This is a genomic window from Acinetobacter sp. YH12043 (assembly GCF_013419915.1).
Lineage (GTDB): Bacteria > Pseudomonadota > Gammaproteobacteria > Pseudomonadales > Moraxellaceae > Acinetobacter.
Genome location: NZ_VOZD01000001.1, coordinates 185,424 through 202,053, shown reverse-complemented (window position 1 = coordinate 202,053; position 16,630 = coordinate 185,424). Strand labels below are relative to the sequence as shown.

Sequence of the window (16,630 nt, the reverse complement as noted above, 5' to 3'; positions counted from 1 at the left end):
TTTTTGCTCGGCTATTGTTATAAATAAACTAAATTACCGGACTTCTAAAAAAATACGGAGCAGCCCCCATGTCGAATATGCAACTGGATACCCTGAGACGCATTGTCCAAGAGATTAATGCGTCTACCAGTTTGCATGAATCACTCGATATTATGGTCAATCAGGTCGCTGAGGCCATGCATGTGGATGTCTGCTCCATTTATCTGCTCGATGAACGCAACCAGCGCTATCTGTTGATGGCATCTAAAGGCCTGAAGCCTGAAGCTGTCGGTCATGTGTCTCTACATACCGGTGAAGGTCTGGTTGGTCTGGTGGGTCAGCGTGAGGAAATCGTTAACCTCGACAATGCCCCTAAGCATGATCGTTTCCTGTATTTACCGGAAACGGGCGAAGAAATTTATAATTCCTTTCTGGGCGTTCCAGTCATGTACCGCCGTAAGGTCATGGGCGTACTGGTGGTCCAAAATAAAGAATCCCAGGATTTTAGTGAAGCGGCTGAATCATTCCTGGTTACGCTATGTGCCCAGCTTTCGGGCGTAATCGCTCACGCTCACGCAGTCGGTAATATTGATGTATTCCGCAAGCCAAATAATTTACCGGCATATAAAACCTTCCAGGGCGTATCGGGTTCTGGCGGTATCGCACTCGGCCGTGCCATTGTGCTTTATCCACCTGCAGATCTGGGCGCTGTTCCGGATCGTGAAGCAGATGATATTAGCGAAGAACTGGCTTTGCTAGATAATGCTTTAAATTCGGTGCGTGAAGAAATTCAGTTCCTGGATGACAAAATGCAGGATGCGCTGATGGCCGAAGAACGTGCTTTGTTCAGTGTGTTCCTGCGTATGCTGGATGAAAATGCCCTACCATCGGAGATTAAAGCACTGATTCGTGATGGTCACTGGGCACAAGGTGCGGTTCGGATCGTGATTGATAACCATGTGGCGCAGTTTGCCCAGATGGAGGATGATTACCTGCGTGAACGTGTCGCTGATCTAAAAGATCTGGGACGTCGTATTCTGGCCAAGTTGCAGGAAGCCGATGAAAGCCATCGCGAACTGACAGATGAAAGTATCCTGATTGGTGAAGAAATTTCAACGGCTGCACTGGTGGAGTTACCTGTCGATAAGATTGCAGCAATTGTCACCACTGAAGGTGCCATGAATTCGCACATGGTGATTGTGGCACGCGCACTCGGTATTCCGACTGTCGTGGGTGTGACTGAACTGCCAATCAATACCCTGGATGACGTCGAGATGATTGTCGATGCGCATCAGGGCCGTATCTTTATCAATCCACCACGTCGTCTGCGTACCCGCTATAAAGAAATTCAGAAAGAAGAAGAACAGATTGCCAAAGATCTACGTCAATACGAGACCAAAGATGCAATTACGCCAGATGGTACCGCTGTACGTCTGTTTGTAAATACCGGCCTGATGATTGATGTGGTTCGTGGTGTACAGCGTGGTGCCAAAGGTGTTGGCCTATACCGTTCGGAAATCCCGTTCATGCTACGTGACCGCTTCCCGGGCGAAGAGGAACAACGTGCCATTTACCGGCAGCAACTGAGTCACTTTGCCAATAAACCGGTAGTCATGCGAACGCTGGATATTGGTGCAGATAAAGACCTGCCATATTTCTCGATTGAAGAAGAAAATTCAGCATTGGGCTGGCGCGGAATTCGTTTCACGCTGGATCATCCTGAAATCTTTTCTTCACAGATTCGCGCCATGCTAAAAGCCAGTATCGGTCTGAACAATCTGCATATCCTGTTGCCGATGGTGACCAGTGTCAGTGAAGTTGAAGAAGCACTGTATCTGTTAGAGCGTGATCATTATGCCGTTCAGGAAGAAGAGCAGGTCAAAATTACCAAACCGCAAATCGGAATTATGGTCGAAGTACCAAGCGTACTGCATCAGATTGATGAATTTTCTGAACTGGTCGATTTCTTCTCGGTCGGTTCTAACGATTTGACCCAATATTTACTTGCTGTAGACCGGAATAATCCACGTGTGGCCAATGTCTATTCACACTTACATCCAGCGATCCTGCGTGCCCTGACCCGTCTGGTAGAGGATTGTCACCGTAATAACAAACCGATCAGTATCTGTGGTGAAATGGCCGGTGATCCTCTATCGGCCGTACTATTAATGGCCATGGGATTCAATACCCTGTCCATGAGTTCTAGCAATATTTTGAGAGTCCGAAAAACGATTTGTCATGTACCGATGCCTGATGCACAGGAATTACTCAAACATGTACTAAAACTGGACAATCCACTCATGGTAAAAAGCTGGATGGAGCATTATTTTAGAACACATGGTTTAGGAGATATGGTGAAATCCACCACCCGTATGGTCAGCGCTTAAGGAGGAACTTTTCCAGGTTCCTCTGCATCTGTCGAGGTACTTATGGAATTTGTGCTTATCCTGCTTATGCTGGCTGCAGCGTTTTATTTTATTATTGTTGCACCGGCCTTACGTTCGCAAAAATCCAGATATACATCTTCTCGTGGTCGTAATAACACAAGTACCAGTCATCAGTATATCCGTGAAACTGAACGTCCTAAAGCCTGTCCCTTATGGGGAATTGAAATTTCTCGTACCCAGCAACGGCGTTTAGGCAAGAATGATCCATCGGTCATTGCCGCAAAACTGTATCGGCAACAGCTAGGAAAATTTGCCAGTTTTCAGCAAACCCGGCCTATGGCTGATGCTGATCCAAATAGATCTTCGAGTTCTGCGACCCTGCCCCGTTTTTTTCAAAATATGTTTCCCGAAGAAGCTTCTTCAACCACCCGGCGGACTTCACCGCATTCTTCGAAAAGAAATTCATCTTTTCACTATACCCTCCAGAATCCCTTAAAGTCAGCTCCTGTCCAAAGCAGATCCACTTCTTCCTGGCCGCCCTAAGCCGCCCATAAAAAAGGGCGATCATCTTGTTGATATCGCCCTTGTTTGTGCTTGGTATAACCACGTTTTGCATTTTTCTTCCGGTCTACAAAAACCTGGCTTTTATTGACTTCATGCATATGTTTGGCCACGAAGTTTGGCATGACTGCCTCTACAGCTTTTTTCTTTGCCATCTTGCTCTCTGTTTAATTTGGACTAAGGAAATGATCCGCTCGGGATGTGAAATGATTATAAGGGCGACTGGCCAATTTTCAAGCAGATCAGGACTTAAATATTTTCCAGAAAATAGATAATTTGGTAGATATTCTTGCTGTAAAAATCAGAAAATTGTGAGCAAGAGAATGCTGATTTAACTACCTGTTTAATCCTTGAATTTTAATCCTTAAATCTTTCTATTTAAAAAATATTTATAAAATTAATAACTTAATAAATATTTAATAAAACCTAATGAAATCTAAAAGAGATATTGAAGCATTTTTCTGACTTAGAGAAGACATCTTAAATTCTGATTTTCTTACTTAATCATTTTAAACTGAGTAAAAAATTTGCATATTTTAACATTGTCACATTTCTAGAAATATCTTATGTTCAAATTAGATTATTTATTTTCAATGACTTAATTTTTATTCATTTAGGCAGTATTTTCTGAAGTTACAGAAAAACCAAACTTATTGCCAAAACACCCAATTCAACAACTCACTTAATTAAAAATCTGTTGGAAATAAAGCCCCTAATGTTATTCCTGCGCTTATAGATGATTTTTTTGAATGCTGGAATAACGAATAAAATTCTCAACGCTTGGAGAGAAATATGAGCCAAGATATGAAAAAGTGCCCTGTCACCCATCTGACTACTGAAGCTGGCGCACCTGTAGTCGACAACCAGAACAGTATGACGGCAGGTAGCCGTGGCCCATTGCTGGCCCAAGATTTATGGCTGAATGAAAAACTGGCTAACTTTGTTCGTGAAGTGATTCCTGAGCGCCGTATGCACGCAAAAGGTTCAGGTGCATTTGGTACCTTTACCGTAACCAATGACATTACCGAATATACCCGTGCAAAAATTTTCTCGGAAGTCGGTAAAAAAACTGAACTCTTTGCCCGTTTTTCGACCGTCGCTGGTGAACGCGGTGCAGCTGATGCAGAACGTGACATTCGTGGTTTTGCCCTGAAATTCTATACCGAAGAAGGGAACTGGGACCTAGTCGGTAACAATACACCGGTATTCTTCCTGCGTGATCCACGTAAATTTCCTGACTTAAACAAAGCAGTAAAACGTGATCCGAAAACCAATAAACGTAGCGCCACCAATAACTGGGATTTCTGGACTTTATTGCCGGAAGCACTACATCAAGTTACCATCGTAATGTCCGATCGTGGGATTCCGGCTGGTTACCGTCATATGCACGGTTTCGGCAGTCATACCTACAGTTTTATCAATGCCCAAAATGAACGCTTTTGGGTAAAATTCCATATGCGTACCCAGCAAGGTATCAAGAATCTGACTGATGCTGAGGCAGCAGAGTTGATTGCTAAAGACCGTGAAAGCAGTCAAACCGACCTGTTTGATGCGATTGAACGTGGCGATTATCCGAAATGGAAAATGTACGTTCAGATCATGCCTGAAACAGATGCCGAGAAAGTGCCTTATCATCCGTTTGACCTGACCAAAGTCTGGCCGAAAGGTGATTATCCACTAATTGAAGTAGGTGAATTCGAACTCAACCGTAATCCGGAAAACTATTTCCAGGACGTAGAACAAGCCGCTTTTGCGCCAAGCAATCTGGTACCAGGTATCAGCTATTCACCGGATCGCATGCTACAGGCACGTTTGGTCAATTATGCTGATGCAGCGCGTTACCGTGTAGGTGTGAATCATGCCCAGATTCCGGTCAATGCCGCACGTTGCCCGGTACATTCAAATCACCGTGATGGTTTGGGCCGTATGGATGGCAACTATGGTTCATTGCCGCATTATGAGCCGAACAGTTTCAGCCAGTGGCAGGAACAGCCAGAATTCAGAGAGCCCCCTCTCAAAATCACGGGTGATGCAGATTTCTGGGATTATCGCAAAGATGATAATGACTACTTCAGCCAGCCACGTGCCCTGTTCAACCTGATGAATGATGAGCAGAAACAGGCTCTATTTAATAATACCGCAGCCGCAATGGGTGATGCGCTTGATTTCATCAAGTACCGTCATATCCGTAACTGTTATGCCTGTGATCCCGCCTATGGTGAAGGTATTGCTCAAGCTCTTGGGATGAGCGTAGCTGATGCCCAGATGGCTCGAGCAACTGATCCAGCTAAAGGCCTACCAAGCTTTCTCTAAGTTTTTTAGCTTGAACTGAGCGAATAAAAAACCACCCGAGGGTGGTTTTTTTATTGGTGTTAAATTAAAGCATTAGGAATATGAATTGCAGTTCATTTCAGGTCATGTGTTTGACGGTCACGGATTTCAAAAAGGTTCTTCTACCGGTACCCAGATCTTTTTCATATCCATCAGATTCACGAAGAAATCATTGCTCAACATACCCACCCGATCAGTCAGTATGCCATGCTTGTTTCCACCACGATTGGCACCTGTACCCTTCAGCATAGGATTTAATCCTATACAAATGAGAGCTACTCTATATGCTAGCTAACGACTCAATCGTTATACAGGAGTGATCTTAAGCCCTTAGACAATAATCCGTTTGCCTTCACGAATACAGTAAAACGGGTTAATCAGCTTGGATGAATGCTGAATAATATGCTGCAGTTCATTTTCAGGCTGGTCACGTGCTTCATCAGTGAGCTGGAAGGTCCGATAATGAATGGCCATAGAACAACGTGCCATTAAGTCCTGATGGGCATGAAAAGCATCTTCCGGATTCATATGAATATTGCGCATCAGTTCACGCGGTTCATAGGCACCGATCGGCAACAGCGCAATTCGTGGTGGTCCAAGGCGTTTGCGAATTTCCTTGAAATGCGGCGCATAGCCGCTATCCCCGGCAAAATAGCAATGATCCTTACCATTCAACAAGGAAAAACCGCCCCATAATGCACAGTTCTGATCGCGCATTCCACGTCCTGAAGCATGCTGTGCTGGCGAGTAGACAATCTGGATATCTTCAAAAAATGCATTTTCCCACCAGTCCATTTCAATGACATTATAGTCTTTAGGCAGGTACCAGCCATTGCCAAGGCCAGTATAGATCGGCATTTGATAGGTCTGATGCAGCCAGGCCAAGGTCGCCAGATCCATATGATCATAATGGTTATGGCTGAGCAATACGGCATCAATATGCGGCAGCTCATCCAGGGCAATGCCAGCAGGAATGACGCGCTGTGGCCCTCGGGATGCAGAAGGACTGGCATATTCACACCAGACCGGATCAGTCAGAAAATTATACGGCCCGATCTGGATCAGAGCGGTAGCATGCCCAATAAACCAGATTTGCCAGTCATCTAAAGTGGCTTCCGGCCGATTTTGTGGTAAAGCACGCGGACGTGAAAAAAACTCGGCACGTTCCTGTTCCAGATTTACTTCCCAAGTTCTGGATTTTCTGGTGAATAACCATTTATACAAGTCAAAGCGACTCTGCTCGAGCGAATGATGCTCCAGATTCTTAAACCGCTCACCATCAAAATGATCGGAATGTAGATAATCAAATACCGGCTTGGACCAGAGATGTTTCCAACTGGACTCAGTCTCAAGCTGAAATTTTTTAGTCTTGAAAAGATCTTGCATAAATATCCACTATTTATTATTTGTTATATGCAAGACAGCATCCACCTGGAATTTTCAAACGGAGCATCTCTTTAAATCGCATACAAACTTATATACTTCGGTATTTCAGCATAGTATGAAATACGTGCCTAAGATTCATTTATGTTTTTGTTATTTTTAGCAAAACATCGAGCCCATGGAAAGACTAAAACCGATGAAAAGCTTCTAAAAAAATGAATACTCGAGATCAAGTTTGTGTCCATTCTGCTTTCTAAAAAGACAGGAGAATGATCGATATTCATCCGACAATTCTCACTCCATACCTGACTGTACATGATTTCATGACCTAAATTTTTATTCCGTATTCATGTAATCACGCTTGATGCCCTCCTGACTATCCGACGAAAGTTATCTGCTGAAATCTTCACTTCCTCAAATACGACCTTGGGTCCGTTCCAGCCATACCGCTTTGGTTTGAGGTTTCACAAACAGAGTAATAATTTCAGGGTGTAGCTGTTTGATCTGCGCTTCAATCCGGTTGACGCAAGCTTCGATTTCATCAGAAGTAAGGTCATCTTTAAATTCCAGACTTAAGGAGGCAATCACCTGATGCGCGCCCATCTGCTCGGTGAGTACACCATTGGCGCTATAGACCGCAGCATCCTGCTGAGCAATGTTAAGTACATTTTCACGCAGTCTAGGATCTGCTGTTTCACCCAGTAATAGGCCTTTGGTTTCACGTGCCAGCAACCAGGCCGATACCGCCAGCACAACACCAATCAGAATTGAAGCTGCGCCATCCAGCTCAGGAATATTCAGTTGATGTGCCAGGAAGATACCGGTCAAGGCAATAAACAGACCGATCAATGCAGCTGTATCTTCAAATAACACGGTAAAGGTTGTTGGGTCTTTGCTGCGTCTAAAGGCTTCAAAATAGCCCATTTTCCCTTTCATTTTTCGGAATGTTTTCAATGCGACAAACCATGAAAAACCTTCACATAGAATGGCAATACCGAGCACCACGTAGTTGATCATCGGATCCTGCATTTCTTCAGGATGAATAATGTGCTGGATGCCCTGGTAGATCGACACAATGGCACCTAGAGCAAAGACCATCAAGGCCACGATAAAGGCCCAGAAGTACAGTTCACGTCCATAGCCGAAAGGATGCAAGGCATCAGGGCGCTGCTCAGCCTTTTTCATACCATACAGCAGCAGAATTTCATTCAGTGTATCAACCACCGAGTGAATCGCTTCACTCAGCATCGCAGAACTATTGGTGATATAGGCCGCAATAAACTTCACCAGCGCAATAGCCAGGTTGCCAAATAATGCTGCATAGACCACAATTTTATTAGATTCAGATGACATTCAAAGTTGTCCTAATTTTTTTCTCAAACAGATGGATCTATTTGATTTTTCATTTTATCTCTTTGCATCTTAATAAACTGCTGACATAAATTGTTTATTGTTTTGTTGTTCTCATTTTTAATCGGAATCTTCATGCCTGTGATTATCCCTACTTCTGCCGATCGTCATCCTCAGCTCCTAGAACTGTGGGAGCAGTCCGTCCGGGCTTCGCATCACTTCCTGAATAACGAGCAGGTCCTGAAGATCCGTCAGCAGATTATTGATCATAATTATTTCACCCACGTGCAATTGTTCCATGTGGAACATCAGCAGCAGATTCTGGGTTTTATGGGCATTGCAGGCAACAAACTGGAAATGCTGTTTGTCTCTCCTGCGGCATTTAGAAAAGGCATAGGCAGCCAGTTATTACAACATGCGCTTGCTCTAGGTGTGACTGAAGTCGATGTGAATGAGCAGAATCCTGATGCGACTGCTTTCTATTTAAAACATGGTTTCAAGATCATCAGCCGTTCAGAAACCGATGCTGAAGGTAATCCCTACCCAATTCTGCATCTAAAACTGCAAAAATAAAAAAGGAAGCCAAAGCTTCCTTTTAGGTCTGAATTTAACTTGAACAATCTATTTTAAGATTTAGAAAAATACTGCTCGCGCCATTCTTTCCAGAAGTACATCACGATCCCGAACATCACCACGGCAATTCCGGCAAAGGCATGACTGCTGATCACTTCGTTATTCAGGGTTGCACCGAGAATCAGGGCAATGATTGGCGTCATTACATTACTGAGGGATACGGTGGATGCGGCTAAACGGCGAATCAGCCAGAAGTAACAGAGCATCGCCACAATCGAAGACAGGATCATGGTAAAACCAAAGCCGAATAGCGCCTGCATACTTGGCGTTTGTGTTGGGAAAGATTGCCAGATAAAAGGAATGATTAGTAATGATCCCAATGAGGAAACAATCAAAGAACCCGTTGCTTGTGACATTGGTTTTAACGGTGCATTGATCTGCTTCACCCAGAAAATCGAGCTGATATAAGACACCATGCTAATCAGCATTAGCACCACACCCCACGGATTCACCTTACTATCTGCTGATTCCGCAAAGACAAAACTTAAACCACCGACGGCAACTGCCATACCGAGCCATTGCAGCCAAATCAGACGATTGGTTTTCAGGATGACATGCCCGATTAGACCTGCAACCAGTGGTGAGAAACCGAAAATCAATGCCATTAAGCCAGAGGTCAAATAATTCGCCGCCAGATAGATAAATAACTGCGCACCAATGAGGTTCAGACTACCTGCTACATAGCTCATCATTGAGGTTCGGTCAAAGGGCAATGGATTACGCATCGCTGCCAAGATCGCCAACGCCAACACAGAAGCCCCGAAATAACGGATGATCAGCACCCACATCGGGTGCACTTCCTGCACGCTCCAGACAATCGCCAGTGGCGTTGCTGCCCAGATCAGTACCAGCAAGGCATAAATACTTGCCGTCACCAGCATGGGAGATGAATTTGAATTCATAAAGGACTCAATTAAATTTTAATCAGAAAGAATTGAACTAACTTCTCGCTTAAATCCACAATCAACAATACTGATGGCGGCATAGATGCCGCTCGAGCTTTTGGAATACAGGGAAGTAGCCTCAAATGCTCAAAAGATTTTTGTTACCTTGCGCCATATATGGCTCATCTTTTAAAAGTAAAAGCACCTACTCTATAACTTATATAAGTAGAATCAAAATTGGAGGTCATGATAACTGCTCATCACAATCAAGTCCCTACATCTTTCAATATTTTTTAATACTCATAAAAAAGCAGACCCAAGTTGCCCAAGGTCTGCCCTTTTGTAAACTTATCAATAAAACAAAGTTATTTCACAAGTTTACGAAGATCCTGGCTGAGATCTAAATATTTATCTGCTTCAAACGCTGCATTCTTGCTGATCAGCTTTTTCAGGTGACGCATTTCTTTTGCCGCATTTACCGTAATACCGCCGACAATAACGCCATCAGTCACACCAAACATCACGAATGATGATTCAGCGCGAAGCTCTGGATTGATTTCACCACGAACTTGCCATTCAGCAGCCGCCATGTCACCTACGAACTGATAATTGATGTCCAACTGATCTGTCCAGAACCATGCCGGGTTAGGTGTCGGATGCTCAACGCCCATCACATGACGTGCAAAGATCCCTGCTTGCAGGTTGGCATTTTCCCAAGTTTCGACACGACGGTGGTTACCGCAATTACGAAGTTGAGTTGCCACATCACCTGCTGCATAGATGTCTGCATTTGAAGTCTGGCAGTTTTCATTTACTTTAATCGCGAAATCAACATCCAGGCCAGCTTCTACAGCCAATTGTGCATTTGGCACGATACCAATACCATAAACTACAGCATCAGCGCGAAGTTCTTCACCACCCTCAAGGGTAATCACCACTTCTTCACCATCCAGTTTGCAATCTGCAATTTTGGTTTCCAGACGAACGTCGATCCCTGCCAAACGTTGTTGTTCAAGCAGGAATTCGCTCAGGATACGAGGTGAACAGCGGCCCATCACCATAGGACCCATTTCGATCACAGTTACCTGACACTCTTTGAAACGTGCTGAAGAAGCCAGTTCCAGACCGATCACGCCACCACCAATCAGGACAATACGACGGCCTGATTGCAATACTGGAACCAGTGCTTGTGAATCTTCTAGGTTACGTAGCGTATAAACATGTTTACCCAGCGCATCGAAGTTCGGCAGACGACGAGCTGCGCCGCCTGTAGCAAGCAACAGTTTGTCATAAGCAACAACGTCACCATTTTGAAGTTCAACCGTTTTCGCTTCAGCGTTGATTTTTTTCACGCCATTGCCACGAATGGTTTCTACACCAAGTTCCGCCAGTTTTTCTTCTGACAGGATTTCAATCTTGGTCTCTTCAGGTTTTAGAATCACGTCTTTAGACAGTGGCGGACGCTCATAAGGAAGATGCGTTTCATCACCGATCAGAATGATTTTACCTTCGTATTTGTTGCCACGAAGTTCTAAAATCGCGCTTGCACCTGCCTGGCCAGCACCTACAATTACGATGGTTTCGATGTTGCTCATGTCATTAACCTTTTAACTCTGCAGATACGATGCCGAAGCCCGCAATCCATTCACTGATTTCTTCATAACAGTGCGTTGTCATTTCGTACTCGCCCATTTCGCTTAAAGCAGCAAATGCCGCCATCCACGAACGGACTTCCTGACCACCACGGCCACCATCACGGCGGATTTCAGCTTCAGTCATGGCTTCTAGTGCAGCGAAATCAGCATTTTTGAATTTTTCAAGCAATGCGATATCCCATTCAGCATTCAGAGGAACTGCAACAGAGGTGTCGCCCGCTGCCAGTTTTTGTCCCACTGCAATGATTTTTGACTGACGCGCGTTACGTGCTTCAGGTGTCGGGTTACGACCTGCAATCAGGAACTCTTCCACTTCTGGTGGTACAGAACCCATTTGCGGAGTTGGTGGATCGTGTGACAGACCACCTGTACCTAGGACAAGTACACGCTCATTTTCAAGGTTCAGAGATTTGATGAACTGACCTACAGCACGGCCTAAAGCGATGGTACGCTTCGTAGTTGGCATCGGTGCTGCAGCGCCATTAATGAAAATTGGAATCGTTGGATAACGATCAAGTTTGCCGTCGCACAGGAAGTGCAATGGCTGAGTCACACCATGGTCAGCTTGCATACGGTAAGAATACGCAACGTCCACGCCCTCATCGAGTACACGACGCACTAAGCCCAGTGCTTTGTCTTCTGGTACATCAATGTATGCATTGTCTTTACCATAGTCCCAGTCACCTGCAGCAGTCGCGCGAATGCCCACACAGAAGCTTGGCATCAGGTCATAGAAGAAACCATTGAAATGGTCAGGACCAAAGGTAATGATCAGGGTTGGGTCGTAAGCTTTTACTTCAGCAGAAAGTTTTTCAAACGCTTCACGAACAGCCTGTTCTTTGCGTTTTTCCTGCGGTGAAGCAAATTCCATTAAAGGACTGTGCGATGCACAAATAAGTTTAACGGCCATGAGAGACTCCTTAAAAGGAAGGCAGCCAAGAACAGGCTGCCGAAAAGTCCATTTCAGACTAGATTTTTATTCGTCAAAGAAACCGGCACGTGGCTGACGTAAGCCGCGAATACCCAGACCGCATTCTGCATTGATCAGAACACCAGTCAAAGGACGGTTATTTTGACGAGATGCCAAGAGCACATATGAACCAGTCATATCTTCCGGCTCAGGTAAGAAATTCAGTGGCATGCCACGGGCGATTTTCTCAGGATCACGTGCATCGAGCAGGCCAAGATTTTCCTGACCCAAAGATGCAGCACCTTTGATATTCACATTCATACCTGATGGCGCAACGGCATTGACTCGGACTTTAGGTGCAAGTTCATAAGCCAGTTCTTTCATAATGCCTACACCGGCATGTTTTGATGCAGTGTAAACCGGACCGCCACCTGCAGAATAAAGTGCAGAATTTGACAGTGTGAAAATGATCGAACCTTCAGATTTCACGAGCTCATCAAGTGCAGCTTTGGCACCCAAGATCAGAGATTTGGTATTAATCCCCATAATCTCATCAAAGGCTTTTTCCAGCTGCTCACCTGAAGTATTGACGATATCGGCATAGTGATCCCAGATACCGGCATTACCCACGAAACAGTCGAGTTTACCGTAACGCTCTACAGTCGCTTTAACAGCACGGACGTTGTCTTCATAGCTGGCCACATCACCTGCGATTGCCAGCACGCGGTCACCAAAATGTGCATTCAGTGCATCGACTTTAGACTGTGAACGTTGAAGAACGGCCACTTGTGCACCCTCTTCCAGGAAACGTTCTACCAGTGCCCAACCGAGACCTGAACCACCACCAGTGATCAGTGCAACTTCGCCTTGTAGCCAACCCATGATTACTCTCCTGCCATCTCTACGTATAACGCACCATCTTCAAGTACAACTGGGAATGTTTGAATTGGGTCAGTTGCTGGTAAGCAAAGTGCCTGACCTGTTTTCAAACAGAAACGAGCTGCATGAAGTGGACATTCCACTGTACCGTCGTCTTCAAGGTAGCCTTCAGACATAGAAGCATTACCGTGTGAACAGCGGTCGTTCATTGCGAAGAATTCGCCACCGTTGTTGAATACTGCAAGCGCTTCGATACCGTTTACGCCGCAATCCACTTTTAACGCTTCGCCTTCGTCTAATTCGTCAACTTGGCAAACAAAAATCTTATTCATTAGAAGAACACACTCAGGTTATGTGAGTTATAGGTAACTTGGTCAAGCGTGATCTTACGGTTGAAGATCTGGAAGCCCAGGCCGCCTTCAACTTTGCGGATCTTGTCATGACGTTTACCACAGTAAATCGTAACGTCTTTCTCTTTCTGAGTACGGTACAGTAGGTATGTCACGTACACATCGTATTCGCCTTCAACTTCAGTTGGCTCAACAATCACGTTGCTCACCATGTGAGTGGTACGTGATGGAGGCTCTTCAGCCCAAGCCATACCAGTTTCTAGACGTGCAACACGACGTTCCAGAAGATCTTTCGTATCGTTGAATACCCAGGTAGTAGGTGGTTCAACTGAACGACGACGGTCACGCGTTTGAGCGTTTGGTGTAGTACGTAGCGTGTAAGAAATATCTTCAGCTAGCGTGTCTAACCATTCGCGGAATTTCCAGTCATCAAGAAGCTTGGCTTCTTGATACAGGAACTGACTAATTTGGTGATGAAGTTCTAAACTGATTTGACTCATTTCATAAGCTCCTTCTCGTATTCGTCAGCCGCAGCTTCAACGTCTTCCCATTTTTCATGAATCAATAAATCTGCCCAACGGCGGTACATACCACGTGCTGCAGTTTCAGAGAAAATATAGTTAGTGATACCCGGGATACCATCTTCACGTACTTTCTCGTTACCTTTACCCATTTCCATAATGAGTTTGTTTTGACGCGCTTTGTAACCACGTAAAACTTTTTGGATTTCGATCCAGTTTTCAGAGTCATCTTGCTCTAGGAAACCAGCAGGACCGAAGGCACGAGTTGCAGAACGTTCAAATGCTGCTTGTACATCTTCTGGCGCGTCCGCATCACAGATACAGAATGCCCAAACTTCAGTTTTGTTTGGACCACGTGGGTGCCATACACGAAGAGTCGCAGTACCGTTCAACCAAGACAATGTAGGGAACATGGTGTTGTGACCTGCAAGACGCAGCGCACGAGTTTCACCTAGGCGTTCTTTCACTTCTTCGTAAGTTTCGCGGAAGTAGTTTGCTACTTCACCATCAACCCATACGTTTGCGTCTGGTTTCTCTGTGAAGAAGAAGCCTGAACCGTGACCACGTGAACCGTATTGGATCGCGTCTTTCGCAGTTTCCCAAACTGGACGAGCAGTTTGTGCAGCACCTAATTTCTTAGAAGATTCGTCGTCTGGTTTCGCACCAAGCACCTGAATTGCAGATGCGTGAGAGAACAACGCGTGATATTGGTCAGATGCGAACTGTTCAGCTGCAAATTTCCAGTTACACTCGATTTCCCATTTGTGTACACCACCCACAATCACAGTACCGCCTTCACGACGATCTACAACGCCGTCCAGGTACCAAGCGATATCGCCCATGTATTCTTCTAGATCTGGAGTCGTTTCATCCCAGCATCCGAAAATCAGGCCTTTGTATGATTTAACACGGTTAACTTCTACCAGACCCCATTGCTCTTTACATGCACCATGTGGGTAAGCACGATCTTCAAGCGGGATGTCTTTTAGAGAACCATCAATACCGTATGACCAGCCGTGGTATGGGCAAGTGAACGCACGTGTATTACCACAGTCTGCGAAGCTTACGCGCATAGAACGGTGACGGCATTGGTTTAAGAATGCTTTGATTGAGCCATCTTTTTGGCGTGCCACGATGATTGGATCTTCACCCATGTAGGTATTGAAGAAATCGCCAGCCTTAGGAATTTGGCTTTCATGGCAAAGGAATAACCATGTACGACCGAAGACACGTTCAAGTTCTAATTCGTAAATGTCAGGATCTGTATAGATAGATGGCGTGATACGTCCATTTTGTGCATCGACTAAAGCGTCGATTTCGCGCACATCAATTTTTCCACTCATGAAAAGCTCTCCTGTGACCAGTTATGGCACAAAGTAATAGACTCAACTTTTCAACGATGATGGATTTTAGGGCGGTTTTGGGGAAATATTTTTTTTGTTTCAATTAATAGTTTTAAGCAATTATTCTAGGCGTGTATTTTTATATTAAAACACTAATCAATCCCTCCAAAGCATTTACTTTCTAAATGACAAAATAATCTTCACGACATAGTTGTTTATAGATTATACTCTTCTGAAATTATAGTAAGACATTTTTTGGATTACTCGACGGGCTGATGATATGGAATTACGACACCTCCGCTACTTCATTACTGTGGCTGAAGAACTCAACTTCAGTAAGGCAGCACTCAAACTTTACACGGCTCAGCCATCACTTAGTCAGCAAATCAAAGATTTGGAAGAAGATGTCGGTGTCAAACTGCTACACCGTACCAAGCGTAAAGTCGAACTGACCGAAGAAGGTGCTGTATTCCTAGAACAGGCCCGCCTGACGCTGGCACAAGCTGATAAGGCGATTGCCATGGCCCGTCAGGTCTCACAAGCCAAGCAGCAGATGCTACGCATCGGTTTCGTCCCTGTCGCGGAAATGAAAATCTTCCCATATATCCTGCCGAATCTGCGCGTGCAAAACCCTGATTTAAAAATTGAATTGCTCAGTCTGAACAATAATGAGCAAATGCGATTATTGAAGAAAGGCGAACTGGATCTGACCTTTACCCGTCACAATTTCCATAGTGATGAAATTGAAAGCCAGTTTGTGATTCGTGAGCCATTGATCTTCATTTTGCCGAAGGATCATCCTTTAGCGAAATACGACCGTATTCCAGTTAAATTACTGAATGGTATAGATTTTATTATTCCATCTGCAGAACAGTCACTCACCCTGCACAATACGATTATGGAATTTGCCAAGACCAATGGCATTGAGCTTAATATTGTGCAAAAGGCGGATAATATCCTGTTCAATATCAACTCGATTGGAATGGGCTTGGGCTGTGCCATCCTGCCAGGCTATATCGCACCATTGACCATGAACAATACTGTAATCCGCCCGCTGGATGTAGAACTTCCCTTTTTAGATCTTTATGTTAGCTATCGCAAGGATAGTAATTCAGTCGCAGTGAAGAAGTTCCTGGAACTCCTGACTCGCGTATTCTACCTAGACATTAACCGCGACGAACCACATTAATTTTCTATTTTTATAGCAGCACACGTAATTTCCTCTGAGAATACGTGTGCTTTTTTGTTTTTATTTTTTCTGATCAAAATTTCATTTTATATTCATTTTTCCTATGAAAGACCACATCTAGCTTGGCTTCCAACATCTCCGACCATGGCTTATTAGGTTTAATTTTTGCTCAAATTAGGCTTCTTTTACAACTTAAGTCTAATAAGAAGTCTAAGGCCCATTTTAATTTTTGAAATTCTGATTAATAGCTAAAAGGCATTAAAAACATTCAAAAA

General features: G+C 44.5%; 15 protein-coding genes and 1 pseudogene. 5 read left to right on the top strand and 11 right to left on the bottom strand.

Translation table 11 applies throughout. From position 1 onward, the window contains the following. The first annotated feature begins 68 nt into the window (after positions 1 to 68). Together ptsP and FTU01_RS00925 are read left to right on the top strand one after the other, a co-directional pair. On the top strand, positions 69 to 2,366 hold the full coding sequence (gene ptsP, locus FTU01_RS00930; RefSeq protein ID WP_159123644.1) for a phosphoenolpyruvate--protein phosphotransferase: 2,298 nt from the start codon (positions 69 to 71) through the stop codon (positions 2,364 to 2,366). Between the two features lie 42 nt (positions 2,367 to 2,408). Beyond that, complete coding sequence (locus FTU01_RS00925) at positions 2,409 to 2,909, top strand: hypothetical protein (protein ID WP_166138117.1); 501 nt, start codon at positions 2,409 to 2,411, stop codon at positions 2,907 to 2,909. Here FTU01_RS00925 and FTU01_RS00920 read toward each other — a convergent pair. Continuing rightward, complete coding sequence (locus tag FTU01_RS00920) at positions 2,906 to 3,082, bottom strand: hypothetical protein (protein ID WP_004781833.1); 177 nt, start codon at positions 3,080 to 3,082, stop codon at positions 2,906 to 2,908. The genes FTU01_RS00925 and FTU01_RS00920 overlap by 4 nt on opposite strands. A gap of 637 nt (positions 3,083 to 3,719) precedes the next feature. Here FTU01_RS00920 and FTU01_RS00915 point away from each other — a divergent pair. Then, positions 3,720 to 5,240, top strand: coding sequence for a catalase (locus FTU01_RS00915; RefSeq protein ID WP_004781832.1), 1,521 nt, complete (start codon positions 3,720 to 3,722; stop codon positions 5,238 to 5,240). A 144-nt stretch (positions 5,241 to 5,384) separates the two neighbouring features. Here the strand turns inward: FTU01_RS00915 and FTU01_RS00910 are convergent. The 3 genes and pseudogenes from FTU01_RS00910 to FTU01_RS00900 all read right to left on the bottom strand — a co-directional run. Then, positions 5,385 to 5,504, bottom strand: a pseudogene (locus tag FTU01_RS00910) (catalase-peroxidase 2); the annotation flags it as partial. An 84-nt stretch (positions 5,505 to 5,588) separates the two neighbouring features. Further along, positions 5,589 to 6,644, bottom strand: coding sequence for an MBL fold metallo-hydrolase (locus FTU01_RS00905; RefSeq protein ID WP_034704696.1), 1,056 nt, complete (start codon positions 6,642 to 6,644; stop codon positions 5,589 to 5,591). 411 nt (positions 6,645 to 7,055) lie between these two features. Then, on the bottom strand, positions 7,056 to 7,994 hold the full coding sequence (locus FTU01_RS00900) for a cation diffusion facilitator family transporter (RefSeq protein WP_180137801.1): 939 nt from the start codon (positions 7,992 to 7,994) through the stop codon (positions 7,056 to 7,058). A 132-nt stretch (positions 7,995 to 8,126) separates the two neighbouring features. Here FTU01_RS00900 and FTU01_RS00895 point away from each other — a divergent pair, with 132 nt between their 5' ends. Next, positions 8,127 to 8,564: a GNAT family N-acetyltransferase gene (locus FTU01_RS00895; protein WP_180137800.1), complete on the top strand. Its 438-nt coding sequence runs from the start codon at positions 8,127 to 8,129 to the stop codon at positions 8,562 to 8,564. Between the two features lie 53 nt (positions 8,565 to 8,617). Here the strand turns inward: FTU01_RS00895 and FTU01_RS00890 are convergent, their stop codons facing one another. From FTU01_RS00890 to hcaE, 7 genes are all read right to left on the bottom strand, one after another. Beyond that, positions 8,618 to 9,526, bottom strand: coding sequence for a DMT family transporter (locus tag FTU01_RS00890; RefSeq protein ID WP_180137798.1), 909 nt, complete (start codon positions 9,524 to 9,526; stop codon positions 8,618 to 8,620). A gap of 347 nt (positions 9,527 to 9,873) precedes the next feature. Next, a complete protein-coding gene (hcaD, locus tag FTU01_RS00885; RefSeq protein WP_034704704.1) occupies positions 9,874 to 11,103 on the bottom strand; it encodes a 3-phenylpropionate/cinnamic acid dioxygenase ferredoxin--NAD(+) reductase subunit in 1,230 nt (409 codons plus the stop codon). 4 nt (positions 11,104 to 11,107) lie between these two features. After that, the gene (locus tag FTU01_RS00880) at positions 11,108 to 12,073 is read right to left on the bottom strand and encodes a 3-carboxyethylcatechol 2,3-dioxygenase (protein ID WP_180137796.1); all 966 of its coding nucleotides are present in this window, start codon (positions 12,071 to 12,073) and stop codon (positions 11,108 to 11,110) included. Between the two features lie 66 nt (positions 12,074 to 12,139). After that, entirely contained in the window at positions 12,140 to 12,955 is an 816-nt protein-coding gene (gene hcaB / locus FTU01_RS00875; RefSeq protein ID WP_004781818.1) for a 3-phenylpropionate-dihydrodiol/cinnamic acid-dihydrodiol dehydrogenase, read from the bottom strand. A 2-nt stretch (positions 12,956 to 12,957) separates the two neighbouring features. Further along, on the bottom strand, positions 12,958 to 13,284 hold the full coding sequence (hcaC, locus tag FTU01_RS00870) for a 3-phenylpropionate/cinnamic acid dioxygenase ferredoxin subunit (protein ID WP_004781817.1): 327 nt from the start codon (positions 13,282 to 13,284) through the stop codon (positions 12,958 to 12,960). Continuing rightward, the gene (hcaF, locus tag FTU01_RS00865; protein WP_004781816.1) at positions 13,284 to 13,802 is read right to left on the bottom strand and encodes a 3-phenylpropionate/cinnamic acid dioxygenase subunit beta; all 519 of its coding nucleotides are present in this window, start codon (positions 13,800 to 13,802) and stop codon (positions 13,284 to 13,286) included. Before hcaF ends, hcaC begins: the two co-directional genes overlap by 1 nt. Next, on the bottom strand, positions 13,799 to 15,166 hold the full coding sequence (hcaE, locus tag FTU01_RS00860) for a 3-phenylpropionate/cinnamic acid dioxygenase subunit alpha (RefSeq protein WP_004781815.1): 1,368 nt from the start codon (positions 15,164 to 15,166) through the stop codon (positions 13,799 to 13,801). Before hcaE ends, hcaF begins: the two co-directional genes overlap by 4 nt. A gap of 280 nt (positions 15,167 to 15,446) precedes the next feature. Between hcaE and hcaR the strand changes: the two genes are divergently transcribed. Then, entirely contained in the window at positions 15,447 to 16,355 is a 909-nt protein-coding gene (hcaR, locus tag FTU01_RS00855; protein WP_159123907.1) for a DNA-binding transcriptional regulator HcaR, read from the top strand. Positions 16,356 to 16,630 lie beyond the last annotated feature (275 nt).